Origin of the sequence: Synechocystis sp. LKSZ1 (assembly GCF_040436315.1) — a bacterium.
Taxonomy (GTDB): Bacteria; Cyanobacteriota; Cyanobacteriia; order Cyanobacteriales; family Microcystaceae; genus Synechocystis.
Genome location: NZ_AP031572.1, coordinates 334,526 through 359,641, shown reverse-complemented (window position 1 = coordinate 359,641; position 25,116 = coordinate 334,526). Strand labels below are relative to the sequence as shown.

Below are 25,116 nucleotides of genomic sequence, written 5' to 3'. Positions count from 1 at the left end.
CCCATGTCGGGCTTTCCCCCTGACCCGCAATCCCTCCTGAATTTTCTCCATAGCGCCCTTGATCTTGGCTTGGTGATTGGGGTGTTCTATGGAATGACGTTAATTATTGGGGAATACCAAACCATCTGGATGTTGCGGGGCCTGTTGATCCTGATGGTGGCTCAGGTGGTGAGTGAGCGCCTGCACTTAGAACTGCTTCAGTTTGTGCTCGAGAAATTAGTGCTGGGGTCAGCGGTGGCCCTAGCGGTGATTTTCCAGGTGGAATTTCGTCGCTTTCTGGAATTACTGGGCCGGGGCCGACTGATGCAAATTTTTCAGCGGCCCCGTTCGGCCCCCAAGATTGACAATGTCATTGACGAAATTATCGATGCGGTAAAGGAGTTATCCCAAAATCGGATTGGGGCTCTGATGGTGATGGAAACCCAGGGGACGTTGGACAGTCGTATTTTTGTCAATCGGGGGGTCAGCCTCAATAGTGAATTGTCCAAGGAATTATTGCAGACTATTTTTCAACCCAAAACCCTCCTCCACGATGGAGCCGTGTTTATTCGCGGTACTCGTGTGGTGGCGGCGGGGGTCATTTTACCTCTCTCGGAACGGAGTGCCTCCCGCCAGTTGGGGACAAGACACCGGGCGGCCATGGGGATTACTGAGCGGAGCGAAAATTGTCTTTGCATTGTGGTTTCCGAGGAAACCGGTTCCATTACCCTGGCGGAACGGGGAAACCTCAACCGTCCCCTAACTAGCAGTAAACTAAAGGAGTTATTAGAACTGCAATATACCCCCCTGGTGGAAAGGGAAACCGTTGCGCCCAGTCTTGGACGGCTCCGTCGTACCCTAGGCTCCCGAAGCCAATGGTTGCTTAAGCGCCTGTTTTTCATTCCCTCCTCAACCTCTCCAGACGAGAAGAAATGACTCCCAAACCCGTTGTACTGCCCAAACTCCCCACCGATTTAGACCAAAACCGTCTTCCTCAGCACGTTGCAGTGATTATGGATGGTAATGGTCGTTGGGCCAAACAGCGGGGACTGCCCCGGATCATGGGTCATCAGAGAGGGGTAGATGCCCTAAAGGGCCTGTTACGTTGTTGTGATGATTGGGGGATTCCGGCCCTCACCGCCTACGCTTTTTCCACAGAAAACTGGGGACGGCCCTTGGAAGAAGTAGAGTTCCTAATGACCCTGTTTGAGCGAGTTCTACGGCGGGAACTCCAGGAAATGATGGCGGAGAATGTGCAGATTCGCTTTGTGGGTAATTTAAGCTCCCTGCCCCCATCTCTCCAGACAGAAATTAGTCGTTCGATGGCCGATACTTGCCACAATACCGGCATTCAATTCACCATTGCGACGAACTATGGGGGCCGCCAGGAAATTGTCCAGGCCTGCCAGGCTATTGCTCGTCGTGTACAACAGGGTCAACTGCAACCCGAGCAGATTGACGAGAGTCTTCTTGAACAACACCTTTATACCCAAGGCCTGGTTCATCCTGATTTGCTAATTAGAACCAGTGGGGAAATGCGGATTAGTAATTTTTTGCTGTGGCAACTGGCCTATGCAGAAATCTATGTCACCCCGACGCTATGGCCCGATTTTGACCGGACAGCCTTTCATCAGGCCCTGCTGGCCTATCAACAGCGGGAACGGCGCTTTGGCAAAATTTAAACTGTCTACCAGAGAAAAAGGTAGCTCCGGCCTCTACAATCTGAGCAAGCCTTGAATATTGACTATCCTTGTCCCCTTTTATGGCCGCTTCTTCCCCCAACAAAGCAATTACTGTCCTCTCTCGTTCTCCGGTTGCTCCTCAGCAGTTGGCCGAAGAACGTTTAAAAAAAGAACGGCTCCACGATATTCAGCTATTGCTCCAAGATTTATTTGTGCGAGAAGAAGCAACGGTCACCCTGATTCTGGGTTCTCTCTACGATGTCGGGGCCATTAATATGATCAATAAAAAAATTCCTTTTCCGCCCCTCAATCGTCTCTTGAAAAGTCTAGCGGGTCTGCCCAAACCCCTGGCCACCAAACTGCTCCTGCGCTGGTTTCAAAATAAATGCCCAGCCCTATTGGCCAACTGGCTCTACAGTAAAGTTAAGTTTTAAGTTTACGACCAGTCTACCAATGGCCCGACCTTATCACTATTTTCTAGGGATCCTGCTCTGTTTACTCGGGGCTAAACCCGGCCTGGCCCTGCCCCCCCCGACGGATCTACCGGAAGAAGTCCTGCGTACCGAAATTATTACTGAGGGCCGTTCTCCCCTCGATGGTCGGCCCCTGAATGCGACGGAATACACTGAACTCCAGCAGGCCCTAGCCCAGAGCCCCTATCCTCCCCAACTCAATCCCAAAATTCGCCAGATTGTGTTTCTCCTACAAATCCGTAAATTTCTGAAAACCCTGATTCCCCTCTAATCCAAGGGCCAGTCTAAACAGAAATGCTATGATAGGGAACGTTTTGGGGTTGTAGCTCAGATGGATAGAGCGAGCGCCTCCTAAGCGCTAGGCCGCCGGTTCGACTCCGGCCAGTCCCGTTCCTTTAATATCAATGCTTTCAGCCCTGTGACTTAGTTTCAGAGAGCTATCTGATTATTTTATTTTTGATAATATAGTTAATTTAATTAAGAGTGGTGCAGGTGATTATGACATTATGCTAGCATAACTAATAAACTTATCCAAAAATGAACAACTTATGGCTTACAGCCTTGATTTGCGACAGAAGGTCATAAACTTTATCGAAGCTGGTGGTAGTATAACAAAAGCTTCAAGAATATTCCAGGTCGGTAAATCCAGTATTTATCGATGGCTTGATAGAGAGGACTTGGCTCCGACCAAAGTAGAGCATCGTAAGAGAAAAGTAGATATTAAAGAACTGGAAGAAGACGTAAAGAAAAACCCCGACACTCCACTGAAGGAAAGAGCCCAGAAATTTGGTGTCACCTCAGCTTCTCTATGCTACAGATTTAAGAAGATGAAAATTACTCAAAAAAAAACAACTTCGTTATCAAGAAAGAAATCACGGAGAAAGAGCAGAATACTATAGAGAGCGAAGGAGATTGGTGAAGATTTATGGTATGGCAAGCCTGGTGTTTATAGATGAAGCAGGGTTTGAGGAGTTTGTATCATCGATATATGGATGGTCAAAAAGAGGGAAAAGAATCTATGGAGAAAAGCAAGGGAGAAGAGGAAAAAAAGAGAATCTAGTAGCAGGAAGAAGAAAAGGGGTAAAAGATTTGATAGCACCAATGTTATTCAGAGGAAGTCTAAATGCAGAGAGGTTTGAGGGATGGCTAAAATATCATTTGCTGCCAGCCTTAAAAATGCCATCAGTCTTAATAATGGATAATGCACCGATTCACCGAAAGAATAAAATAAGACAACTAGTAGAAGAAGCAGGGCACAAGGTATTGTTTCTACCGAAATACTCTCCTGACTTAAATGACATTGAACATGACTTTGGGGCATTGAAGAGAGCGAGAATCAATGCAAATGGAGAAAGAAGTATTGACGAGATAATCCGTGAGTATTGTGTCAGCTAGCGACCCACCCTTATTCTAATTAGCTATAACTATATAAAAGTAGTGACAATCAAGACAAAAGTAGGATAATTAAGACAGTTTTAAGCCCCGTTTTTAAGCCCCGAACGGGCTTAGTTTACGCCTTTTCTGGAATAAAATATCGATGGATTTATTACTGTCTAAAGCTAATACAAGACTAAAATTGCTTAAAATTTCTGTACGTTTAAAAGGAGAGCAGCTCTATCTTCAAGCCACACTTCCACCTAAACCTACAGGACAAAACTTGTCAGATATGGAACAGGCTACTCAAAAGTAGTACCAACAAAAAATCTATTTGGGACTGAAGGCTAATCCAGAGGGGCTAAGGTTGGCAGAAGCTAAAGCAAGAGAAATATCGGGATTGCTTCTTCAAAATTCATTTGATTGGTTGGATTACAGCAGATTCTCCGACGGAACGGTACAATGCAGGACGAGCCTATCACTGCATTAAGAGCCATAGAGTACCATGCCTCCTCTATCCATGGAGCTTCGAGAGAGAATTATCCTTGCCTACGAAAAAGGTAATACTTCCATCAGAAAGGTCGCTGAGCAGTTTCATGTCAGCAAAACCACCGTCCATGACCTTATCGTCTTAAAACGCACCACTGGGCAACTGATGCCCAAGCCACCTAGTGGAGGTAAGCCCAGTCGCCTCATGGGCACCGAAGCCCAAGCGATTGCCATGGTAGGCAAACATCCCGATTACACTCTGAGCGAGTATTGTGAGCTTTGGCTAGAGCGAACGGGTATCGATATGAGCGAAAGTACCATGTGTACCTTTTTGAAGCGCCTGAAATTAACTCGTAAAAAAAACTAAAAGAAACCGTAGAGCGAGCCTAGAGGAAGTACAGCAAGAAAGACGAGATTACTGGTCAGTCATTGGGCAAGAAGAACCGGAAAACTTGGTATTCCTGGATGAAATGGGAATTTTACTGGGGATAATGCGCGATAGGGCTCGTAGCTTGGCCGGGACGAGAGCCTATGACTTTGACTGTACCTACAGAGGACAGCGCCTCAATTATATTGGTGCGATGAGCCTCAATGGTGTTTTATCGCTCAAGCTCTTACCCCAATCTCTTAATAAAGAGTTGTTCCAAGAGTATGTCAAGGAGGAACTAGTACCGAATCTCTGGAAGGGAGCGACCGTGGTGATGGACAACCTCCAGGTTCACAAAGTAGAAGGAGTCAAAGAAATGTTGGAGGAAGTAGGGGCGAAGATTATTTATCTGCCGCGCTATTCGCCTGACTTCAATCCCATCGAGCATCTCTGGTGGGAATTGAAGGCTTTTGTGCGACGCTTTAGACCCAAGGAGCGAGAGACCGTAGAAAAGTTTCTGAAAATAGCGGTTCTACTGAATTCTGCTGACACCAGAAAAAACTACTTTACCCACTGTTGCTACTGTGCCACATAGATGGCGAATCCGCTGTATGTCTAGGGTTTCCAAACCGAAGTGCGCCACGATACGTTTAGCAGTGACTGGTCCTACGCCTTTGATTAAGCCACTGCTTAAGTATTTCTCGATGCCTGTGAGGGTGGCGGGTTTGGTTTCACGGTATTGGCTGACTTGGAATTGGTCGCCGTATTTTGGGTGCAACCGCCAGCTACCTTTAAGAGCTAAGGTCTGTCCTGCTTGGATATTAGCAAAGTTTCCGACTATGGTTACCCATTCTTAAACCTTGGGGACTTCTAGGAGGGTATAGGAGAGCTAGCTGTTGTGATGACCTCCATCGTAGAGTTATATTCTCCTAAAGCGGCTGCGCTATTCAATTGAGCACGATGGGAAAAAGCTTTTTGCGCTGCTACAACATTGGTTGCCTTACCCATCCATGTTTTCATCGCTTCCTGTTGGAGAGCACGACCATAGGAAAACGTAAGCATCCAAGGAAGTTGTTTTTTGGATAAACGGTTCATGGCATTGAGGTGTGCGGTTGCTAATTCGGTGCTCTGCCCACCAGAGAGAAAAGTGCAACCAGGGACTGAAGCTGGAACGTGATTGCGTAAGCACTCCACGGTTGCCTGTGCGACTTGCTCAACACTAGACTGTTGTGGGCAGTCCATTCCAGCAATGACCATGCTGGGTTTCAAAATCATCTGATCGAGTTGAATCCGATACAGATAAAGTCGCTTAAATACAGCGTGTAGAACTCTTTGATGCACTTCAAAACTTTCAGCGATTATATGATCTCCATCCATCAAAACTTCTGGCTCAATAATGGGTACTAAACCGCCTTCTTGACACAGTGCGGCATACCGTGCCAAGGCATCGGCGTTAGCTTCAATACAGCACTGAGAAGGAATATCTTTGCCGATTGCGATGACGGCCCTCCATTTCGCAAAGCGAGCACCGAGGCTGTAGTATTCATCAATACGATCCCGCAATCTATCTAGTCCCTCTGTAATTCGCTCGTGGCGGAAACCGGCTAAGGGCTTTGCTCCTGCATCAAGTTTGATGCCTGGAATAATGCCTGCATCCTGAAGAACTTTTGTAAATAGCACTCCGTCTTGAGTGGCTTGGCGAATCGTTTCATCAAACAAAATCGCTCCACTGATAAACTTCTCGATCCCCGCTGTGGTGAACAGCATTTCACGGTAAGCGCGACGCATTTCCACAGTCTGTGGGATGCCCAACTTCTGAAATCTCTGATTTGCGGTATCAAAACTTTCATCGGCGGCGAGAATACCTTTGCCCATTGCAACCATTGCTTGAGCCGTTGCTTTCAATTCTTCTGTAAAAGTCATGAGAGCTTCAAGTAAATAATGCTATTTTGTTCAAAAGTAAAGCTCAAGGAACAAAATGATGAACCAATGTCCAAAATGTGAACATCAGCACGTCATCAAAAGTGGCTTTGTCAATGGTAAGCAACGCTATAAGTGTAGAGTCTGTAATTATCAATTTACCCAACCCACTACCGAACGAGGTAAGCCTCTCTGGATGAAACTCGATGCCGTCTTGCTCTATTTAGGGGGGATGTCGATGAATGCCATTGCCAATCATCTTAATGTTTCCGCTCAAGCCGTCTTAAGCTGGATTAGAGACTTCGCCAAGCTCAACTACGAAAAGCCATTACCCGGAACCGCCGTCGTCATTGAATTAGACGAACTCTGGCATTTTATTGACAAAAAAAGAGAAAATTATGGATCTGGAAAGCTTATGACCGTAATAGTAGGAGACTTATCGACTGGGAGTTGGGAGGTCGTGATAGTCAAACCTTAGAAAAAATGCTGAAACGACTACTGTCATGGCAAGTGACAGTCTACTGCACAGATGATTGGACTCCCTACCGAGAACTATTAGAGCTTCATCCTGATGCATTTCATGTAATCACTAAGAGTGAGACAGTGGGGATAGAGAGGAATCATTCAGACAATCGTCATTGGTTTGCCCGCTTTCATCGTAGAACCAAAGTTGTTTCTCGGTCAGAGGAAATGGTTGATCTTACTATGGCTTTATTTGCCAAATTCAGAGTCAATGGCACTATTCACTTGTTGCGCGATTGGAAACTAGCATTACTTAGTTGATACTCTCAAAGTCATTACTACCTCCTTGGAACATGAGTGGCTACTATCTTCTGCAATCTTTCCTCCCGTCTCAATACCTCTGTGCTAGTGGTGAGGGATTTCCTCTTCTGAAACTGGACGATCCTCGAAGGCATAGGGACTCCAGCGTTCTGCAAGCAACTCGTGGATCGGGTGGTTTGTAAATGCACTGTTCTTAGACATAATTATTTCTCCAGATGCTGACAGCAATCGAATTTAGGATAATCGTATACTCAGGGTGACTTAGATCAGTGGGACGAACAAAGCTGAATCCCCCAAACCCAGCAAATTGCTGAGTAACAACTCAAAGTTTCAGGACAGGTCAAACAACAAGATTTCAGCACTGGCTTCAGTCGTTATTTCCAACGATTCTGGTCTGTTAATTTGCACCCCATCACCTTCACTCAATGATTCCCCATTGAGCGTTGCGATACCTCGTGCGACCTGAATCCAAGCAAACCGATTTGGCTTTACCTCAAACTTGATCGAATCACCTACTGATAGCACCGAGACGTAGAGATCGATATCTTGATTGATTACGACCGAACGATCTCGTCCATCTTTGGAACCAACTAGCCTTAACTTGCCCTGCTTTTCAGCTAGAGGGAAATCCCGCTGGTTGTAGCGAGGAGGGATGTTTTGCCAATCGGGCAGCATCCAAATTTGGAGAAAATGCACCGGTTCCGATTCTAAGTTATTAAATTCGCTATGTTGAATACCCATCCCCGCACTCATGATTTGGACATCACCGGGACGAATTACAGAGCCAGTTCCTAAGCTGTCTTTATGCGCTAATTCTCCCTCCAACACGTAGGTGAGAATTTCCATGTCGCGGTGTCCGTGAGTGGCAAAACCAGCCCCTGGAATCACCCGATCGTCGTTAATCACCCGCAGAGATCGAAATCCCATGCGATCGGGATCTTGAAAGCTGCCAAATGAAAATGTATGGTAGCTGTCCAGCCAGCCAATTTTGGTATGTCCTCGGAAATTGCGATCGTGAATAATATGTACAGCAGTGGTTACCATCTTCTGTTCCTCTTTGTATTATGTAGACTTATTAAAACAATAGCCTCCTAGTAACACTCCTGTGGCACCAATCAACCCTACTAGTAGTCAGGCAGTCTTAGAGCGATCGCGTTGATCTGGGGATGTCTGGGGAAAGTGCGATATTATGGGAAGCTTTTGCAAGTGCCGATGGCGGTAGTAATTTTCCCAGCAGTAACAGTCTTAATGTTCCTAGGGCAGTGCTGCCAATCGCAATATTTGCGCCAATGAATAGCAGCACTGCTAACCCTTCCATCACCCCAGTTGTGCCACGTTCGACAAAGCGCAAAGACGACAGTGCTAGGGCGGCAATGCCGAAAGTAAATGCCCAGTAGGATGCGGCAAATGGTTGTTGGAACACCCACGGTAGCAACCGTAGAAGAATCAATGCCTGCAACAATCCATAGCCGAAGAGAATCTGGGCAAAGGTGTCAGGCAAACCATTAGTGATGCCTAGGTAAGCAACACAGCCAACCACAGGAGGCGCAAGTTGAATGCCTAGAGTTGGGCGCAAGGGTTTAGGTAAAGCTTCCAATAGAAACAGTCGCTGCATGATAATGGATTCCAACGCCAACCACGAAAACATTCCCGCTCCAAAAAACAAAACACCCCAATCTCGATAGCCGAGAGCACTTGCCACGATCGCACTGACAAAGCCGCCCGCGACTGTGGGTAGATAAAGCACAGGAGTTGTGGTTTCGGGGTTGCGTCCTCCCCTCCATAGGCGACCAGAACGATACACGCCAAAACTCAATTGACCGATCGCACCGATGGCGAATAACACGAAGGCGATCGTATGGGAATAGGGCGTGATCGCCAATGCGACCAGCACCGTAGACACAGGCACTAATCCGATAAAGCAACAAAAAACAGGATGCTCGAACTCAGCCAACGCATCTTCGCGTGCCCACAGCCATTTGCTGACATAAAGCAGCAGCAATACAAGCCAAACTGCAACCGCAATTAGCATAATGATCTCGCCAATCAAAACTGGTAGGTTCCAGATCTTGGCAGCCACTCGCCAGCAGCTTCCCAGCCCTACTAGTCCCAGAATTATGCCAAAAAAGGAGGCAGGAACAGCAATGCGAGATACCTTTAAGATGGCAAATTTCAGACGTGATTTTCTCATAGTCTAATTTCCTAGCAGTTATCGAGAGATGAAGACAATCAATGATGCAACTTCACCCAGCGTTTGTAGAGTCGTCACCAAACGCCTGCTTATTGCTTAGGAGCTGCCAGCGTGAAATGTACTGTTTCACTGGTGATTACTTTATGCGTGGGGTCAGCTAGTTCTATCAGTACCTTGTGCGAACCGGGTTCCAGACCAACCAGGACGATGGTTTCGCCGCTGGCATCGATAAAGTGCCACGGCGCGTCATCGACGGTAATGTGGATATGACCGATGCGCGGCGATACTCCGAGGGCACCTTTGCCGAATACTGGCAACAAGCGCAAGTTCTGCGTTCGGTACTGGATGAAGACACGACCTTGGGCTAGCGATTCAGGAAGCGGTGGATCGACAATCAGCTTGGGTGATGCTTCATGTTCGATCTCGACCAACGGTGATGGGACACGAATGTCCGTGGAACTCTGGGTGGAGATACTGGTAATGAATGAGGTGCGTTCAGTCATAGCAGTTAGATTCCTGAGAGTAATTTATGTAATGGTTACTTTAAGCAGAATGCTTGATGGATAAGCGGTGCAAAGACATCAATGTTCTTCACCAATTCATCAGAAAGTGAGAACCGCTGTTTTAAGTAATCGGGATCGTTGTAACTCAGCCACACTTGTCCATCAGTCGCTTCCCATGCCAGTACTTTCAGCGGTAAATCTAAGGCGCTCGTTGGTTCTGCCACCATGAGCGGCGTTCCAGCTTCTGGTTTCCCAAATAACAATAGCTGCGTTGGCAGCAGCCTTAGCCCGACTTTTTCGGCTTCAGCTTGTTGATCGATACGGGCAAAAATGGTGATGCCTTTAGCCTGAAGGATAGCTATTAAGCGATCGATGGTTTCTGCCACTGAATACGAGCTGGGCTGGCTGATAATACCGTTGTTTTCATTCATAGCTGGACTCCTTGCAGGACAAAAACTTAAGTGATTGCGAGAAACTATAAATGCTTTTGCTTCAGCTTCTCAAAGATTGAGGTCGGACAATCCAGGACGATCGTCGGGACGGCGACCCAGTATCCAGTGGTATTTGCGATCGCTTTCCTGAGGTGCCTCAAATTTGTGCCATACCGCCATCGACAAATAGCTCGATGCCATTTACAAAACTGCTATCGTCCGACGCAAGAAAAACCACGGCTTTGGCAATTTCATCGGGCGTACCCACTCTTCCCAGCGGGATGGTGCTGGCTTGGCTATCTACGAATGTCTGCACTTGCTCATCACTCAACCCCAAGAGATTGTAACCAGGAGTCGGAACTACGCCAGGACTGATAGCGTTGACTCGGATCTGGCGATCTTTGAGGTCGAGTGTCCAATTACGGGCAAACGATCGCACGGCGGCTTTGGTGGCGCTGTAAACGCTGAAGGCTGGGGTGCCTTTTATTGAAGTGATTGAGGCGTTCAGGATAATGGAAGCGCCTTCTGGCAACAGTGGCAGTGCCTTCTGTATAGTGAACAGTAACCCTTTAACGTTCGTGTTAAACGTTTTGTCAAAGTGTTCTTCGGTGATCGATCCGAGGGGAGCGATTTCTCCACCGCCAGCATTAGCGAAGACCACGTCGAGGTGTCCCTGCTCTTGCTTGATTATGGCAAAAAGGCGATCAAGGTCTGCCAGCTTGGAGACATCGCTCTGAACACCCGTGACGTTTTTACCGATCGCCTCCACCGCAGCATCTAGTTCAGCTTGGCGACGACCTGTGATGAAGACATAGGCCCCTTCAGCAACAAACTGCTTGGCAGTAGCAAGCCCAATACCGCTGGTGCCACCTGTGACGAGCGCGATTTTTCTATCTAGTTTAAGCATGATGTTAATACCTCTTTATTTATGATGTTGATGCTTCTCTATTTCGTAGTTGCGGCGTGTTCGATGAGCGTGGCAACGGCATCCGCATGGGAAATCATCACCACATGAGATGCACCCGGCACGGCGATCGTTTCCTTCGAGTTAGCGCGCTTTGCCATGAAAGCGTGTAACGCTGCTGGAATATTCAAGTCGCGGCTACCATAGATGAACCAGGACGGAGTAGACTTTCATGCAGGCGCGCCAGATGCCTCGTTAAATGCGACATCCGTGATTGGTCGCTGGGTGCCAGCCATCAGCTTTGCGTCTGCGATTGACACATCCGCAGCAAACTGTGCGTGGAACTTAGACTGTTGGATGTAGAGATCCTTACCGCCGTCGGGCAGTGCGACTGGAGGCGCAAGTGTGGGACCAAGCGTGCTGCCTGGGTAACGACCAGAGAGTTCGACGGCAGTCTCGCCCGCTTCAGGAGCGAAGCCAGCAACGTAGACCAGCGCCTTCACGTTCTTGTTGCCATTGACAGCATTGGTGATCACTGCGCCTCCGTAGGAATGCCCGACCAGCACGATCGGACCCTCAATGCTGTTAAGGATGCTGGAAACATAGTCTGCATCGCTCTTGACTCCGCGCAGAGGATTGGCGGCTGCAACCACCGGGTAACCTTTTGCGATCAACTTGGTCAAGACACCGTTCCAACTAGAAGACTCGGCGAACGCGCCGTGGACGAGAATGATGGTGGGCTTGTTATCTTGTGCGTTGGCAGTGTTCATAATAGCTCCTAAGGTCGTAACGAGGATGAATCCTAGGGAAAGTGCGGCAATCAAAAGCAGATGGATACCGCTCCTGCGGGAGAGTATGTTCATGTTGTGATCTCCTGTATGTTCGTTTATATTATTAAGCTGCGAAATTGACACCAAAAGTTTTCTAGATGACGATAGTTAGTGCTGATAGAACATCCGGGAGTACCACGTAGGTTTAGCAACGTCCGTCATGTGTCTCTATAGTGATGTATTAGCTCATGCGCTTCTCGTTGTTATGTTCTGCCTCGTAATTAGTGCTTTGAAGTTGTAGAGTGAAGTGCTTGTCGATCGCGACTAGCTTTGAAGAGGGGTTTGCTTGCCCGGAGAGAAATTGCCCTCAACCAAATCGTATCGACCACCAGTTGTCGTGCGATCGGCAACAATGCGCACGCGAGTGCCAAGTAACCAGAGAGATTGTGTCATGAATTCGCTCCTGTTAATAAAAAATCCTGAATGATTGAAGCTAGCTGCGTACCAGTGGTGTATCCACCAAATGCTCTGCTAGAAACCAAACTTGCGTCTCATTTATTCGTAATGCTTGGCTTACCAACAAATCGTTCGTACCGCTATCTTGATTAGCGGCGGTTTTATCGATCGCTACTCTCAATTCCCCAATAATCAACTCGTGGGCTTCTAGCAATCGCGACAGCATCACAGGTACTTCTTCCACGCCATTGGGAGGACGCTGAATTTTAGTGACTTCTGCCACATGGCGCGGGTCAGCGATCGCCACACCTCCAAGTGTTAGTACTCGTTCACCCAATGCATCAATCAACTCAATCTGCTCACTAGCATGTTTGTCGAGCAACAGATGTAGCTGGTAAAACGTGTGACCGCGAACTAACCAGTGATGTTTTTTATAGAGGTGATAGAGAATGATGCTATCTGCCAGAATTTGATTGACTAAAGCACCACTTTCCCTACGGGCACTAGGGCTAAGGGCGATCGGTAAATTGAGTAGAGTGCCATACTGCTGAATTTCGTGTCCATGCTGATGCAGCAAGGGCTGGCTGTCATCAACTTTATTGGTTGTATTGGTATTTTGAGTAGTCAAGATCCTATCTCCTAGGGTAATTCAAGTTTGTAAGTATTAGAATGGAGCGTCAAAATCGATCTAATGCCGTTGATTAATTTTTTTAGGACTGTCTCACAGCGGCATTTGCTGCCATCATCTTTGACTCTGCTGCCGACACGTCTTGGGCAAAAAGATCGCGAATGTTTGAACTGAAGCGAATCACGCTACTTCATTGCTTCTACAGTCTCGTCTGTGGATAAAACTGCGTTGGCGATATACCCAAAGTTAATCAATGCCGACTTGTAGCCGTCGCCTAACTCTGGATGGTGAGGGGCAGCCGTTGCATCCTTGACGACGAATACCTCAAATCCTTTCTCGATCAAATCGCGCAGGTGAGCTTCAACGCAGAGATTTGCCAGCATTCCGAGCAGAATAACTTTGCTGAGGTTGCGCTTACGCAGTTGCAAAACGAGGTCGTTACTCTGCGGTCCATAGACTTTGTGGGGGCTGACCACGATCGTCTTGCCATCTTCAATAAAGGGCTTGTAGCGATCGAGCCAATCCGCACCCGATCCCAAGAAACCGTCGAGGCTTAATGGCCCACTGCGTGCAAACTCCTTAATCCCAAGCATCATCTGCTCAAGGGTTCCAGCAAATTTCCAGGTATAGTCAGCAGGGTAGTAATAGTGAGGAGAGATGAAAACCTCAAATTCTTTCTGCTTTGCAGCTTTAAAGATGCGCTCAATATTCTCGACAGTCTTATTATTCTTGACACTGTCACCTACTAAATCCCAGGAAACACCTTTTTCACTCAAGACATCGTTTTGTGGATCGATGACGACGACTGCAGTGTCACTTCTGTTTATGTTCATGGCTTTTCTCCGTGTCTGTTGATGTTTGTGATTTTCATCGTTCTAGTGCCAATGCATTAAACTTTCTCAATCTCCCTGCTCGTATCTTTAAATACCGACTGTGGAGTCGATCTCCAACTTACCCAACAAGGATTGGATAAGTCAGAGCGGACTCAAGTCCGATATCGCCAAAACCCAACAAAAACGAGGATTTTTATTGCAACTGGCGGACAAAAGAACGATCACTTCCTATTGCAGATATTTTTTCAATTCTGCGGCAGCATGAACGAACAACGAACGCACTGCCGGAACCTCGGCTAACCCATTCAATAGCCCAAAATCATGAATCATGCCGTTGTAACGCACGGTTGTCACCTTTACACCTGCTTCATCGAGCTTGCGTCCATAGGCTTCGCCTTCATCGCGCAGGATATCGCTTTCTGCGACCTGAATCAGCGCTGGAGGCAATCCTTTCAGTTGCTCAATCGTAGCCTGTAGCGGAGAGGCATAGATCTCTTTGCGTTTTCCCATATCAGTCGTATACAGATCATACATCCACTTCATCAAAGGTGTGGTTAGGAACCGTTTCTCGCCAAATTGATGATAAGACTCTGTTTCAAAATTAGCGTCTACGATTGGCCACATCATGATTTGCAACTTAATCTGTGGTCCTCCCTTCGCTTTTGCCATCAATGTGGTGACAGCCGTCATGTTCCCGCCCACGCTGTTGCCGACGACAGCCAGATTTTTGCCATCGACACCAATCTCTTCACCATGTTCGGCAACCCATTTGGTAGCGGCATAAATCTCATTGACAGCCTGAGGATACTGAGCATCTGGGGTGCGCGTGTAGTTGACAAAGACAGCCGCAAAACCTGAAAGCACCACGAGATCGCGCACCATACGTTTGTGGGTTGGGTAATCGCCCAGCACCCAACCGCCTCCATGGATAAAGATAAACACAGGCAATATGCCTTTAGCACCTTCTGGTCGCACGATGTTGAGCGCGATCGAATACCCGTCAGCGGTAATGGTCTTTTCAGACTCTTCAATGCCTGAAAGATCGACGTTAACCGAAGCCTGGGCATCCACAAGTACCTGACGCGCTTCAAGGGGCGGCAGGGTCTCTAGCGGCGGACCATCGCCTGAATTCAATACCTTTAAAAATGCCTTCGTTTCTCTGGAAAGACGCGGATCATTGGCAACTTCCAAAATCTCTGCTGCTGGCGAGTTCACTTGAGCAACCATGACATTCTCCTTTGATGAATGGTAAACAATCTGTTGAATAACACTGTCAATCGATTAACTTGACAGCACTGGCTATAAATCGACCACGATTTTACTGACAGCCGTGCCTTGCTCCACAGCTTCATGGGCAGACAAGGCAGTATCTAAACTGAAATGGCGGGGGTCAACCACTGGACGCAATTGATTCGCTTCTGCCAAGCGCGTTGCCTGACGCAAAATCTCACCATGATGAACCCGCCCCTCACCCGTCAATAGAGGCAGAAGGACGAACACACCCGAATAGGTCGCAGATTTCCGTGAGAGGGGCATCAAGCTATGCTGCCCCCAACCGTAGCTACTGACGACGTGACCGTAATTGCAGACTGCCTTGAATGCATCATCTAAAGTGGAACCCCCAACCGTGTCGTAGACCACATCAAAGCCTCGACCATCCGTAAATGTCTGCACGATCTGCTCGATCGAGGTGGTGCGGTAGTCGATTGGCATAGCACCGAGTTGTTGCACCATGTCGTGTTTGGCAGTCGAGGCAGTTGCAAAGACTTTAGCCCCACGTGCTTTAGCAATTTGCACAGCGACATGCCCTACACCGCCGGAGCCACCGAGTACAAGAACCTTCTGACCATCGCGCACATTAGCCCGATCGACCAACCCTTCCCAGGCAGTCAAAAATACCAGAGGTAAGGCAGCAGCTTCACGCATACTGAAGTTAGTCGGCTTTTTTGCCAACAGATCAGGATCAACGGCAGCAAATTCAGCCAGTGAACCTTGAAGTCCACCAACTCCACCCGTCAGTCCATAAACCTCATCCCCGACTTTGAAGGTGGTCACATCCTGTCCAACTGCTTCAATGATTCCAGCTAGATCAGTTCCCAGTACAGCAGGCAGAGCAGGTTTAGCATGAGGTGCTTTACCTGTGCGAATTTTGCTGTCGAGCGGGTTCACACCACTCGCCTTGATTCGCACGAGAACCTGGTTGGCAGTAGGTTCCGGTCGCGGAATTTCAGCAGCACGAAATGTTGCAGTTTGAAAATCATCTACAATTAGCGCCTGCATCTTTAATAATTTCTCCATCTTCTAATCCCTGTAATTGATTGACTCAGCTAGAGTTCGCCTTATTGCTTCTACACATTCATGCGTTCTGTAATACGAGTGGTCATAAATTGTCGAATATGCTCGGCGATCGCCTCTCCCTCTTCCTCCAGCGCAAAATGGCCTGTATCGAGTAAATGGAAATCGACATCTTTCAAGTCGCGCTGATAGGGATAAGCACCATCAGCAGGGAAGATGTAGTCGTTCTTACCCCACACAATCAGGGTTGGTGGTTGATACTTGCGGAAATACTCTTGCCATTGGGGATAGAGTGGTGGATTGCTGCCATAGCTATAAAACAGCGCCAGTTGAATCTCTTCGTTTCCAGAGCGATCGAGAAAATGTTGATCGATAGTCCAGGTATCAGGGCTGATTGCTTCCAGATTACGAACACCATTGGTATATTGCCACTTCGTTGCTTCTAGCGTGAAAAGGTATTTGAGCTTTTCCGCATTCTCAGGCGATCGCTCTTGCCAGTAAGCTTTGATCGGCTCCCAAAACTCCCGCAAACCTTCCTCATAAGCATTGCCATTCTGAACAATCAGAGATTGCACACGCTCTGGATATCTAGCGGCAATGCGGTAGCCAATAGGTGCACCATAATCCATCACGTAAAGGCTGTATTTCTTGAGATCGATCGCGGCGATGAATTTCTCCACAATCTCAGCTAGGCGATCGAACGTGTAGTCAAACTCATTCACGCTTGGTGTCGAACTGTTACCGTATCCTGGATAGTCAGGTGCAACTAGGTGGAAGCGATCCGCAAGTGCAGAAATCAGGTTACGGAACATGTGAGAAGAGGTCGGAAAACCATGCAATAGCAGAATCGTGGGATTACTGCGGGAACCAGCTTCGCGGTAAAAAATATCTAAACCATCGACCGAGACAGTACGAAATGCGGTCATGAGATTGCTCCTTATGAACTTGTTGTGATTTCAAAGCCTAACGACGGCTCTGTTGTTGAAAGTAGTTGCGCCAACTTGCGGGTAATGCTTCTAATTGAGCAGCACGGTGAATTAACTCTGGATTGTTCTGCTCGTGGGTATAAAGTTGAGTGATGTCGGCAACCGTAATATGGTTCTCATCTCGGCTCACCAACTCTAGGGTGTCTCCAGTTCCGACTTCGCCCTCTTGCAAAACGGAGAAGTAAAATCCGGTTCGACGACTGGCGAGAAAGCGTTTCACCATATCCGCTCGCCCAAACCGAATCCCTAGTTTGTAGCAAGGCAGTCGCGGTTGCGTCACCATTAGTTTGAGAGTACCGACCTGAAAGCGATCGCCAATATTCAATTCCTCTTCTTTTATCCCAGTGGTAGTGAAATTTTCACCAAAGTTGCCCAGAGTCAACTCTGTGTCAGGTAATTCACGTCGCCAGTAATCGTAATGCTCAAACGGATAGACATATACTGCTTTCTCCAATCCGCCATGAACGGTTAGATCGGCTTGTCCATCACCATCTAAATTGAGCGATCGCACCATTACCCGCCCGCTGATAGGCTCCTTGAAAATTCCAGTTTTCACTAGTCTTCCTTTCCAGAGCACTTCACGAGGAAGTCCGATATTGACAGAGATGAGTTTCATTTATAGCTGCCAAAGGTAAGTTGATGAAACTGTGTAGAACTATTTTTGGACTAGGAATCAGGAAATTTAAATGGTTTCGATCGCCCGATGCTTCGTCAGAAATATCGGGCCTTATACTTAACCTTTAGAGGAAAGAGCATTCACCGTGCAAGTAACACTGGGAAATATTTTTCTTACTCCTACAATTATTTTGATGTCCTTAGTTTAGGAGACTAACTTAAATCTGTCGTCAATTCAGGGGCTATACTTGAATCAACAAATCGATCAATTATTAGGTAAACTTAGGTATTGGGTTTATATCATACTTAAGTTCATAAAACATTCTTATAGGCTGGCAATCCCTCGTTTTAAGGCAATAATGGTTGCTTGCGTGCGATCTTTAGCTCCCAACTTGCTTAAAATGCGGTTGATATTCGATTTGACAGTACTTTCCGTAATACTTAAGGCAGTACCGATTTCCAGATTGTTCATCCCCTGTGCCACCAACCGCAGCACTTCTAATTCGCGAGCGGTCAACTCTGGATTGGTCATTCGCTGGGCTAACTTAGCGCCAACATGAGGTGGAATATACTGCTGCCCATCGTGAACGGTGCGAATAGCAGTTCGCAGTTCGTTGGGCTTACAGTCTTTGAGCAGATAACCCTTTGAACCTGCTCGTAACCCCCGATAAATATCTTCATCTCCGTCATATGTCGTCAATACAATGATGCGAGCCGTGTTAAATTCAGCACAAATCGCAGTAATCGCTTCCACTCCTCCCATTTGGGGCATCCGTAAGTCCATTAAGGTTACGTCAGGTTGCGCTTGGCGGAACAACTGGATTGCTTCAATACCGTCTTTGGCACGACCAATCACAATCATATCTGTTTCTTCATTGATGATCGCTTCTAATCCTTGTTGTACAATGGCATGATCGTCCACAATCAGACACCGAATAACTGCTGTTTGGCTCATGACTTACTCTCGGTTCACGATTACGATAATCTCTGTACCGCGATCAGGCTGACTGCGGATGATTAACTCACCTCCAATCTGTTCGACCCGTTCGCTCATCCCCAATAAACCAAATCCCTTGGTTGGGTATACTTGGTCAACTTCAAATCCCTTTCCATCATCTTTAATCTGTAAAAGACACTGCGACTCCTCATAGACTAATTCAACGTGAATTGTGGTAGCGTGAGCATATTTTATGGCATTCGTTAATGCTTCTTGTCCAATGCGTAATAGGTTATTTTCAACATCGGGTGATAAAGCATAGATGACACCGATGATTTCACAGGTGATATGAGTATTTGTAGAAGAATTCATTTGAGCAGTTAGATGATTGAGGGCACGATATAAGTCTCCCTCCTCTAACAGTTTCGGTCGGAGAGTGGTCACCGATCGCCGAGCTTCAGCCAGTCCAGTGCGTGCCAATTCATCGATTGTTTCCATATGTGCCTGTGCCTTCTCTGGGTTCTTTGTAACCTGCTCTGTTGCTGCTCCAATATGCAGTAGGATTCCAGTAAACGCTTGGGCTAGCGTATCGTGAATTTCTCGTGCCATGCGGTTGCGCTCTTCCAGAATTGAGGTTTTTTCAGCACGTTTGCGATCGCTGATGTCTGTGTTTAAAGCATAAAATCCAATGACTTGAGCATTTGCATCGAAATCAGGAATTAAGGTTACACTCAAGTACTTTTTGCCTGCTGGCAGAGGCATTTCTGCTTCAAACGTGGTTGTTTCTCCCCTTAGCGCCTGGTTAATGTAAGGTTCTATTATTTGATACGATGTATGATCTACCAGTTCACGAATCGACTTGCCTAAAATTTCATCTCGGCTACAGTTGCGCCAAATCTCATAGGTACGGTTGACAAAGCGGTGGCGTTGCTTGGCATCAATGTAACCAATACCAACCGGGAGAGCGTCTGTAATGAGCCGTAATTCTTGCTCACGAGCGCTCAGTTCTGCTTCGCTTTGCTGTAACGCCGCTGTTCGTTCCGCAACCTCCTGTTCCAAAGTGCGGTTGTAATTTGCTAAGAGGTGTTCTGCTTGTTTCCGTTCTGTGATGTCTTGAAAGGCGGCGATCGCATAAATCACATTACCCTGTTCATCAAATACTGGAGTTCCCCATGCCTCAATGGGAATTATGGCGTTGTTGCGGTGAATTTCTATATCATCAACTGTAGTATGTTCGCCCGTTAACGCCCGGATAATTGGCATTCTCTCAGTTGGATATTTTTGATTAGTTCCAGCTAGATAAGCTTGATAAACCTCTGTAAGATCATCGAGCGTCAGAGAAGGATCTATATCTTTAGCCAATAGCTGAGTTGCTCGTTGGTTGAAATAATAAGGGTGACCCAATTTATCGACAACTGCAACACCAACTGGAATTGCTTCTAGAAATTGCGTCAATTGGCTTTTGCTCTTTTGAAGTTTTGAATAGATCCTAGCATTTTCAATTGAGATCGCTGCCTGAGTCAAGAGTAGATTCAGAACTTGCGATCGCTCCGGTGTAAAAGCTCCAGTTGTTAATTGATTTTCTAAGTATAGAACGCCAACGAGCTTACTTTGATTCAGTAGTGGCAAGCATAGGATAGATTGAATTTGATTACGCTGAATATAGGGATCATGGATGAAATTACCTTCACGAGCGGCATCATTTAAGAGGACGGTTTCATGTGTTCGGATCGCATACTGAATAATCGATTCGGGTAAGTGATCGGTCATTGGAAGCGATTGCAGCACTTGTTCTGCACAGATATGCTCACCGTCATTGAGTTCGCAAGAAGCTTCGATTGTCCATGTTCCTGCATTTTCTAGAATTAAACAGCCCGTTTGTGCACCAGCATTCTCGATTAAGATCCCCATCAAGGAACGAAGCAATTGATCTAGCTCGATTTCACTTGAAATCGCCTGAGATGCCTTTAGCACAGTTGCTAAATCGAAAGCAACCTGTGAGGTATTAGGGGTGGTTCCAGCCGTGGAGCGGATTGAAGGAGCGTTCACACCCGACGACAGAGGAAAGAACTGTGGGTACCGAGTTTCTAGATCTTTAACCTTCGCAGTTGCTCCCCAGCGTTCATAACAGTAATGAGCTTCTTTCATGTAGGTTTGAGCAAACTTTGACCTACCCCGGTCTAGATAAAACTTGGCAGCTAATTCATAAGCTAATGCTTCTTCTTGAAGATATTCATTGTCTTTTGCCCCTTGAATCGCTTGTTCGTAGAACTCCTCTGCCTCAAACAACTGACCCAAGACTCGCGCTTTCTCTGCCTCAACTAAATGATACTTATGCAAATAATTCATTGGTGCATAATCTGCCCAGCGTTTCATTTTCTCTTGCCTTGCCGTAACTTTTTTTTGGATTTCTGCTTGTACTTCAGTGCTGCTGCCTGGATATATAGCCAACCTTGCTAACGCATCATAGAAATAGTATAAAGGGCCAAGTGGCGTGCCCATAATTGGGATGAAATAAGGTTCTGCTACATCTGAGTTTTCAATTGCCTGAGCATACTCAGAAAAGAGATAGCACAGATAAAGTTTATTAAAATAGGCATCAAAGATTGCTGTTCCATCATTTGCTACTTTATGTTTTGGTAATTCGTCCTCTTCATTATAAAATCGACCAATTAAACGAATTGGATTAACTGAATATCCCATCAAATTCGCGATTGCCTGCTGAAACGTTTGATTCCATGTCAGTGCTGTTTTCTGTTTGATTCGACTAATCGCAGCATTGTAGGTTTTCATAGTGTACTCAACCTCTGCGAGTTCTTTTCCAACAACATAGAGCTGAAAACAATAGCAATGAGCACAATAAGCTGCGAATTCTAAATCCCCAGTTTCTAGTCCAATTTGATAGATTTCTAGCAATGGCTCTAGTGATTCTTTAATATGCTCTTTCCAGTGCAGGACGTGTTCATATGCCATGAACAATGTCCTAGCTTTGAGTGAATGGGTATTCGGTCGAGACAACAACCTGAGAGCAAGCCGTCCAAACTGATAACCAGATTCGATGTCCCCAACCAAACCACAAAGAATTAATCCAAAAATGGTATAGGAAAAGGGCGACACAGATGCATTACCATACAAAATTGACAAATTGACTTGTTTAGATGTGATTAGTAGCAGTAAGTTGGGAGCAGCATATTTAGCAGTGATCGTGATGTCTGATAGGATTTGCATTGCTGCTAACTTTTCTGGCTCAGTCATGTTGGGCAAACGGCTCAAATCCTCAATTGTTTTCTTATTCAAGAGAGATGTGATTATGTCTAATTCAGTACAAATGTCCGGGAGACTTGACTGTTTAGGAAAACTGATTCCCAGTTGTTGTAAAATCTGTAATCCCGTATCAACTGCTTGCAGAGGATGGTTCTGCGCGATATCAGCCTGAATTTTGACTCTATAAACTTTTATGCCATCAAGAACTGTTCTAACATGTTGCAGGACGATTTCTGCCCATCTTTCTACATCCTCGAAATTGCCGCACAGAAACGCGATTTCTGTTGTCTCTACATATAACGCTAAGGTCAACTGATAACTTGTATACCAAGTAGCGGCTTCTAGCCATTGTCTCCCCATAGCTAAATAGTTTCTTGCCGTACTATAAGCAATCGCCCCTTTTGCTTTCTGACCTGCCAATAGATTCAACTGGGCAATTGCATCCCGTTCTACTTGATCGGTAACAAGCTCAATCCCATGATTAAGATGATCAACAATTTCAAACAGCCGCTCTGACAACCGCTCTGGCAACGTTTTTTTGAGTAGATTGCGACCAATTTGGAGGTGAACCACTTGTTTCTGTGCTTCATCAATCAAGGCATAGGCAGCTTGCTGCACGCGATCGTGCAAGAACTTATATTTTTGTACTAACAAGTTTTCGTCTAATTCTGACAGGGGTTGAATTAATCCAACTTGTACCGCTACGAGCAAATCTAGAGAAATGCTTTTAAGAGATTGCTCGCAAACAATCGCTAACGTCTCTAAATTAAATTCAGCCCCCACACAAGCGGCTAAGCAGAGCATTTGCTGCGTTGCCTCTGGCAGCTTCTTTAACTTGAGGAGCATCAGTTCCACTACATTATCAGTGATATCTTGGGCTTGAATTTGGTCAATATTCCATTGCCAGCTTAGATTTTCTGCGTCAAAGCTCAATAGGTTCTCACTATGTATAAATCTCATAAATTCGTTAACAAAGAAAGGATTACCTTCAGTTTTACGCAGCACTAACTCAGCCAAGGAACGAACGGTGGCTGAATTTTGATATAGCGTTTCAGCAAGCAACTGACTCACCGGTTTCAATGTTAAGGGTGCTAGAGCAATTTCCTGAAGTACTGCTCCTTGTTTTCGTAATCGCTCTAGCGTTAACATCAATGGTTGCGTTGGATTTACTTCATTATCTCGATAGGCTCCAATCAGAAATAAAGATTGGATTTGCTCATCAAGCATGATTAGCTCAATTAATTTGAGTGTTGCCGAATCTACCCACTGTAAGTCGTCGAGAAAGATCGCGAGTGGACGATCTTTTGAGCAGAATACTCGGATGAACTGCTGGAAGACGCGGTTGAAGCGATTTTGAGCTTCCGTGGCTCCCACCTCTTGTACTGGTAACTGTTTGCCGATAATGAGTTCTACTTCGGGAATCACATCAACGATGAGTTGTCCGTTGCTTCCCAAGGCAGTTTGGAGAAGCGATCGCCACTGTTTTACTTGCTCATCTGGCTCACTCAGTAATTGTTGCACCAATTTTTGCAGTGCATCCGTGATCGCCCTGTAGGGAATGTTGCGCTGAAATTGGTCAAACTTGCCAGTGATAAAATACCCACTCTTTGCCGTGATGGGCTTATAGAGTTCCTTTACTAATGCTGATTTACCAATGCCTGCATAGCCGGAAACCAACATCATTTTAGAAGACGCAGAGATATTGTCACTCTCCTCGCCTCCGCGTATCTCCGAGTCTCCCCCCACTACTCTCTCAAATACCGCCAATAATGTTGCAATCTCTGCCTCTCGTCCATACAGCTTCTGAGGAATTTGAAACTGATTAGAAACATCATGCAATCCAAGTTGAAAGGAATCGATGCGATCGCTTGATTCTAATTCATGAGCGCAGCGTTCCAAATCTGCTTTGATGCCCCAGGCACCCTGATAGCGATCCTCTGCATTTTTCGCCATTAATTTCATCACAATGTCCGAAATCGTTCTAGGAACCGTTGTATTTAGTTCATGTGGCGGTACAGGTTGTTTGGCAATATGACAATGGATGAGTTCCAGGATGTTTGTTGTGGGAAACGGCACTTGTCCCGTAAGCAATTCGTAGAATGTAGCACCAAGCGAGTAAAAATCAGTGCGGTAATCGAGCGATCGGTTCATCCGCCCTGTTTGCTCTGGAGACAGGTAGGCAAGTGTCCCTTCTAAAATATGAGGACTCTTGAAAGTCGGATTCGTGCGGCTAAATTGGGTTGCAATCCCAAAGTCGATAATTTTGACAACGCCAGTATCCAGGTTGAGGACAATATTTCCAGGGTTAATATCCTTATGAATGACATGGGCAGCATGGATTCTGCCCAGAATATCTGTGATTTCTATGGCAAGACGTAGAAAAGTAGATAAGTCCATCGGGCAGAAAGTCTCTGGATGCGATCGCATCCACCAATCTAGGGACTCTCCCCCAAAGTCTTCTAAAAGAATGACGAGCGTACGTTGATAGTTCTGCTGACTATATGCCTTGATCACTCCTTCCAGATCGAGAGAACGGATAATATCATATTCCTGCCTGTAGCGGATCAGTTCTTGAGGAGAGGGGTAGTCTTGTTTGAGCATTTTTACAACGATCTCTCTTCCATCATCTCTGATGCCCCGATAAACCACCGAGGCTGAGCTCTCATAGATTTTGCTTTGGATGGCAATTCCAGGTAGGGTAATCATAGAGCTTTTTTGAATGAGTATGATTTGGCATACTTCAAACTATAGATGACCTATCACAATTTTAAAACCTATTAAGCGAAATAAGGTGCGATCACTATTACTATTAGATGGTAGCTCATAAGCTTATCATCGCTTTACCTAGTTACTGAGTTGCCACAACCCAGATGGAAGCCAGATTAGATTGAATGCTTGCTCGTATGAGATCGCTTGCATGTGGGGGAGAAGAAATGATTGTAATGTCAGAATGACTTCTTGAAGTTCTTTGTCTTCAGACTTGAGCTTTGCCAAAGTAAACGGCGACGATATTCCAAGCGATTGGGTTGGTTTAAGTCAAGCTGCTAAAATTCTCGGAACAAGCTATGGTTGCCTAGCCAAGAAAATTAGTCGAATTGAAACTGATAGAATCTCTGGCATTAAAACTGACTGGAAGATAGGTAAGCACTACCGTAAAAAACCGCAATCTAACAGATGGCAAGTTAACTGTAGTTTAATAGCAATATTTTAACCCCAAAATTAACCCCTTCAATAAA

General features: G+C 46.2%; 22 protein-coding genes, 1 tRNA gene and 2 pseudogenes. 10 read left to right on the top strand and 15 right to left on the bottom strand.

The window, feature by feature from the left end; translation table 11 throughout:
* Nucleotides 1–3: 3 nt before the first annotated feature.
* From cdaA to ABXS88_RS01695, 9 genes and pseudogenes are all read left to right on the top strand, one after another.
* On the top strand, nt 4–915 hold the full coding sequence (gene cdaA / locus ABXS88_RS01735) for a diadenylate cyclase CdaA (RefSeq protein ID WP_353673478.1): 912 nt from the start codon (nt 4–6) through the stop codon (nt 913–915).
* Nucleotides 912–1,661, top strand: a complete 750-nt coding sequence (gene uppS, locus ABXS88_RS01730; RefSeq protein WP_353673477.1) for a polyprenyl diphosphate synthase — start codon at nt 912–914, stop codon at nt 1,659–1,661. Before cdaA ends, uppS begins: the two co-directional genes overlap by 4 nt.
* 80 nt (nt 1,662–1,741) lie before the next feature.
* On the top strand, nt 1,742–2,095 hold the full coding sequence (locus ABXS88_RS01725; RefSeq protein ID WP_353673476.1) for a YdcH family protein: 354 nt from the start codon (nt 1,742–1,744) through the stop codon (nt 2,093–2,095).
* Nucleotides 2,096–2,114: 19 nt separating this feature from the next.
* Complete coding sequence (locus tag ABXS88_RS01720) at nt 2,115–2,405, top strand: hypothetical protein (RefSeq protein WP_353673475.1); 291 nt, start codon at nt 2,115–2,117, stop codon at nt 2,403–2,405.
* A gap of 45 nt (nt 2,406–2,450) precedes the next feature.
* Nucleotides 2,451–2,524: transfer RNA gene (locus tag ABXS88_RS01715), tRNA-Arg, on the top strand.
* Between the two features lie 158 nt (nt 2,525–2,682).
* Nucleotides 2,683–3,529: pseudogene (locus ABXS88_RS01710) on the top strand (IS630 family transposase).
* A 142-nt stretch (nt 3,530–3,671) separates the two neighbouring features.
* Complete coding sequence (locus tag ABXS88_RS01705; protein WP_353673474.1) at nt 3,672–3,824, top strand: hypothetical protein; 153 nt, start codon at nt 3,672–3,674, stop codon at nt 3,822–3,824.
* Nucleotides 3,825–4,013: 189 nt separating this feature from the next.
* The gene (locus tag ABXS88_RS01700; protein ID WP_353673310.1) at nt 4,014–4,364 is read left to right on the top strand and encodes a transposase; all 351 of its coding nucleotides are present in this window, start codon (nt 4,014–4,016) and stop codon (nt 4,362–4,364) included.
* A gap of 10 nt (nt 4,365–4,374) precedes the next feature.
* Nucleotides 4,375–4,959 (top strand): annotated as a pseudogene (locus ABXS88_RS01695) (IS630 family transposase); the annotation flags it as partial.
* Nucleotides 4,960–5,234: 275 nt separating this feature from the next.
* Here the strand turns inward: ABXS88_RS01695 and ABXS88_RS01690 are convergent.
* Nucleotides 5,235–6,287, bottom strand: coding sequence for a class I fructose-bisphosphate aldolase (locus ABXS88_RS01690; protein WP_353673473.1), 1,053 nt, complete (start codon nt 6,285–6,287; stop codon nt 5,235–5,237).
* 58 nt (nt 6,288–6,345) lie between these two features.
* Here ABXS88_RS01690 and ABXS88_RS01685 point away from each other — a divergent pair.
* Nucleotides 6,346–7,067 (top strand): IS1 family transposase gene (locus tag ABXS88_RS01685; protein ID WP_353674856.1). Its coding sequence is split into 2 segments (ribosomal slippage): nt 6,346–6,667 and nt 6,667–7,067, totalling 723 coding nucleotides; the frame shifts between segments, so codons are not numbered across the junction.
* Nucleotides 7,068–7,397: 330 nt separating this feature from the next.
* Here the strand turns inward: ABXS88_RS01685 and ABXS88_RS01680 are convergent.
* The 14 genes from ABXS88_RS01680 to ABXS88_RS01615 all read right to left on the bottom strand — a co-directional run bounded on the left by ABXS88_RS01680 (nt 7,398) and on the right by ABXS88_RS01615 (nt 24,586).
* Nucleotides 7,398–8,111: a pirin family protein gene (locus ABXS88_RS01680; RefSeq protein ID WP_353673472.1), complete on the bottom strand. Its 714-nt coding sequence runs from the start codon at nt 8,109–8,111 to the stop codon at nt 7,398–7,400.
* A gap of 97 nt (nt 8,112–8,208) precedes the next feature.
* Nucleotides 8,209–9,258: a dicarboxylate transporter/tellurite-resistance protein TehA gene (gene tehA, locus ABXS88_RS01675; protein WP_353673471.1), complete on the bottom strand. Its 1,050-nt coding sequence runs from the start codon at nt 9,256–9,258 to the stop codon at nt 8,209–8,211.
* Nucleotides 9,259–9,347: 89 nt separating this feature from the next.
* Nucleotides 9,348–9,761, bottom strand: a complete 414-nt coding sequence (locus ABXS88_RS01670) for a DUF6130 family protein (protein ID WP_353673470.1) — start codon at nt 9,759–9,761, stop codon at nt 9,348–9,350.
* Between the two features lie 35 nt (nt 9,762–9,796).
* Nucleotides 9,797–10,192, bottom strand: a complete 396-nt coding sequence (locus ABXS88_RS01665; RefSeq protein WP_353673469.1) for a DUF302 domain-containing protein — start codon at nt 10,190–10,192, stop codon at nt 9,797–9,799.
* A gap of 157 nt (nt 10,193–10,349) precedes the next feature.
* Complete coding sequence (locus ABXS88_RS01660; RefSeq protein WP_353673468.1) at nt 10,350–11,099, bottom strand: SDR family oxidoreductase; 750 nt, start codon at nt 11,097–11,099, stop codon at nt 10,350–10,352.
* A 227-nt stretch (nt 11,100–11,326) separates the two neighbouring features.
* On the bottom strand, nt 11,327–11,959 hold the full coding sequence (locus tag ABXS88_RS01655; protein WP_353673467.1) for an alpha/beta hydrolase: 633 nt from the start codon (nt 11,957–11,959) through the stop codon (nt 11,327–11,329).
* Nucleotides 11,960–12,359: 400 nt separating this feature from the next.
* Nucleotides 12,360–12,950, bottom strand: a complete 591-nt coding sequence (locus tag ABXS88_RS01650; protein ID WP_353673466.1) for a DNA starvation/stationary phase protection protein — start codon at nt 12,948–12,950, stop codon at nt 12,360–12,362.
* Between the two features lie 185 nt (nt 12,951–13,135).
* Nucleotides 13,136–13,783: a cysteine hydrolase gene (locus ABXS88_RS01645; protein ID WP_353673465.1), complete on the bottom strand. Its 648-nt coding sequence runs from the start codon at nt 13,781–13,783 to the stop codon at nt 13,136–13,138.
* Nucleotides 13,784–14,011: 228 nt separating this feature from the next.
* Entirely contained in the window at nt 14,012–15,010 is a 999-nt protein-coding gene (locus ABXS88_RS01640) for an alpha/beta hydrolase (protein WP_353673464.1), read from the bottom strand.
* Between the two features lie 72 nt (nt 15,011–15,082).
* A complete protein-coding gene (locus tag ABXS88_RS01635; RefSeq protein WP_353673463.1) occupies nt 15,083–16,081 on the bottom strand; it encodes a zinc-dependent alcohol dehydrogenase family protein in 999 nt (332 codons plus the stop codon).
* 50 nt (nt 16,082–16,131) lie between these two features.
* Nucleotides 16,132–17,004, bottom strand: a complete 873-nt coding sequence (locus tag ABXS88_RS01630) for an alpha/beta hydrolase (RefSeq protein WP_353673462.1) — start codon at nt 17,002–17,004, stop codon at nt 16,132–16,134.
* A gap of 37 nt (nt 17,005–17,041) precedes the next feature.
* On the bottom strand, nt 17,042–17,680 hold the full coding sequence (locus ABXS88_RS01625) for an MOSC domain-containing protein (protein ID WP_353673461.1): 639 nt from the start codon (nt 17,678–17,680) through the stop codon (nt 17,042–17,044).
* A 324-nt stretch (nt 17,681–18,004) separates the two neighbouring features.
* Nucleotides 18,005–18,634, bottom strand: a complete 630-nt coding sequence (locus tag ABXS88_RS01620) for a response regulator transcription factor (RefSeq protein ID WP_353673460.1) — start codon at nt 18,632–18,634, stop codon at nt 18,005–18,007.
* A gap of 3 nt (nt 18,635–18,637) precedes the next feature.
* Entirely contained in the window at nt 18,638–24,586 is a 5,949-nt protein-coding gene (locus tag ABXS88_RS01615) for an AAA family ATPase (RefSeq protein WP_353673459.1), read from the bottom strand.
* Between the last annotated feature and the right edge of the window lie 530 nt (nt 24,587–25,116).

Bases quoted from the DNA above. Each gene is read 5' to 3' on its own strand.
- ABXS88_RS01690 (WP_353673473.1), bottom strand. From the start codon at position 6,287: ATGACTTTTACAGAAGAATTGAAAGCAACGGCTCAAGCAATGGTTGCA.
- ABXS88_RS01725 (WP_353673476.1), top strand. From the start codon at position 1,742: ATGGCCGCTTCTTCCCCCAACAAAGCAATTACTGTCCTCTCTCGTTCT.
- ABXS88_RS01645 (WP_353673465.1), bottom strand. From the start codon at position 13,783: ATGAACATAAACAGAAGTGACACTGCAGTCGTCGTCATCGATCCACAA.
- uppS (WP_353673477.1), top strand. From the start codon at position 912: ATGACTCCCAAACCCGTTGTACTGCCCAAACTCCCCACCGATTTAGAC.
- ABXS88_RS01705 (WP_353673474.1), top strand. From the start codon at position 3,672: ATGGATTTATTACTGTCTAAAGCTAATACAAGACTAAAATTGCTTAAA.
- ABXS88_RS01640 (WP_353673464.1), bottom strand. From the start codon at position 15,010: ATGGTTGCTCAAGTGAACTCGCCAGCAGCAGAGATTTTGGAAGTTGCC.
- ABXS88_RS01655 (WP_353673467.1), bottom strand. From the start codon at position 11,959: ATGAACATACTCTCCCGCAGGAGCGGTATCCATCTGCTTTTGATTGCC.
- ABXS88_RS01615 (WP_353673459.1), bottom strand. From the start codon at position 24,586: ATGATTACCCTACCTGGAATTGCCATCCAAAGCAAAATCTATGAGAGC.
- ABXS88_RS01660 (WP_353673468.1), bottom strand. From the start codon at position 11,099: ATGCTTAAACTAGATAGAAAAATCGCGCTCGTCACAGGTGGCACCAGC.
- cdaA (WP_353673478.1), top strand. From the start codon at position 4: ATGTCGGGCTTTCCCCCTGACCCGCAATCCCTCCTGAATTTTCTCCAT.
- ABXS88_RS01680 (WP_353673472.1), bottom strand. From the start codon at position 8,111: ATGGTAACCACTGCTGTACATATTATTCACGATCGCAATTTCCGAGGA.
- ABXS88_RS01635 (WP_353673463.1), bottom strand. From the start codon at position 16,081: ATGGAGAAATTATTAAAGATGCAGGCGCTAATTGTAGATGATTTTCAA.
- ABXS88_RS01665 (WP_353673469.1), bottom strand. From the start codon at position 10,192: ATGAATGAAAACAACGGTATTATCAGCCAGCCCAGCTCGTATTCAGTG.
- tehA (WP_353673471.1), bottom strand. From the start codon at position 9,258: ATGAGAAAATCACGTCTGAAATTTGCCATCTTAAAGGTATCTCGCATT.
- ABXS88_RS01630 (WP_353673462.1), bottom strand. From the start codon at position 17,004: ATGACCGCATTTCGTACTGTCTCGGTCGATGGTTTAGATATTTTTTAC.
- ABXS88_RS01625 (WP_353673461.1), bottom strand. From the start codon at position 17,680: ATGAAACTCATCTCTGTCAATATCGGACTTCCTCGTGAAGTGCTCTGG.
- ABXS88_RS01670 (WP_353673470.1), bottom strand. From the start codon at position 9,761: ATGACTGAACGCACCTCATTCATTACCAGTATCTCCACCCAGAGTTCC.
- ABXS88_RS01620 (WP_353673460.1), bottom strand. From the start codon at position 18,634: ATGAGCCAAACAGCAGTTATTCGGTGTCTGATTGTGGACGATCATGCC.
- ABXS88_RS01700 (WP_353673310.1), top strand. From the start codon at position 4,014: ATGCCTCCTCTATCCATGGAGCTTCGAGAGAGAATTATCCTTGCCTAC.
- ABXS88_RS01720 (WP_353673475.1), top strand. From the start codon at position 2,115: ATGGCCCGACCTTATCACTATTTTCTAGGGATCCTGCTCTGTTTACTC.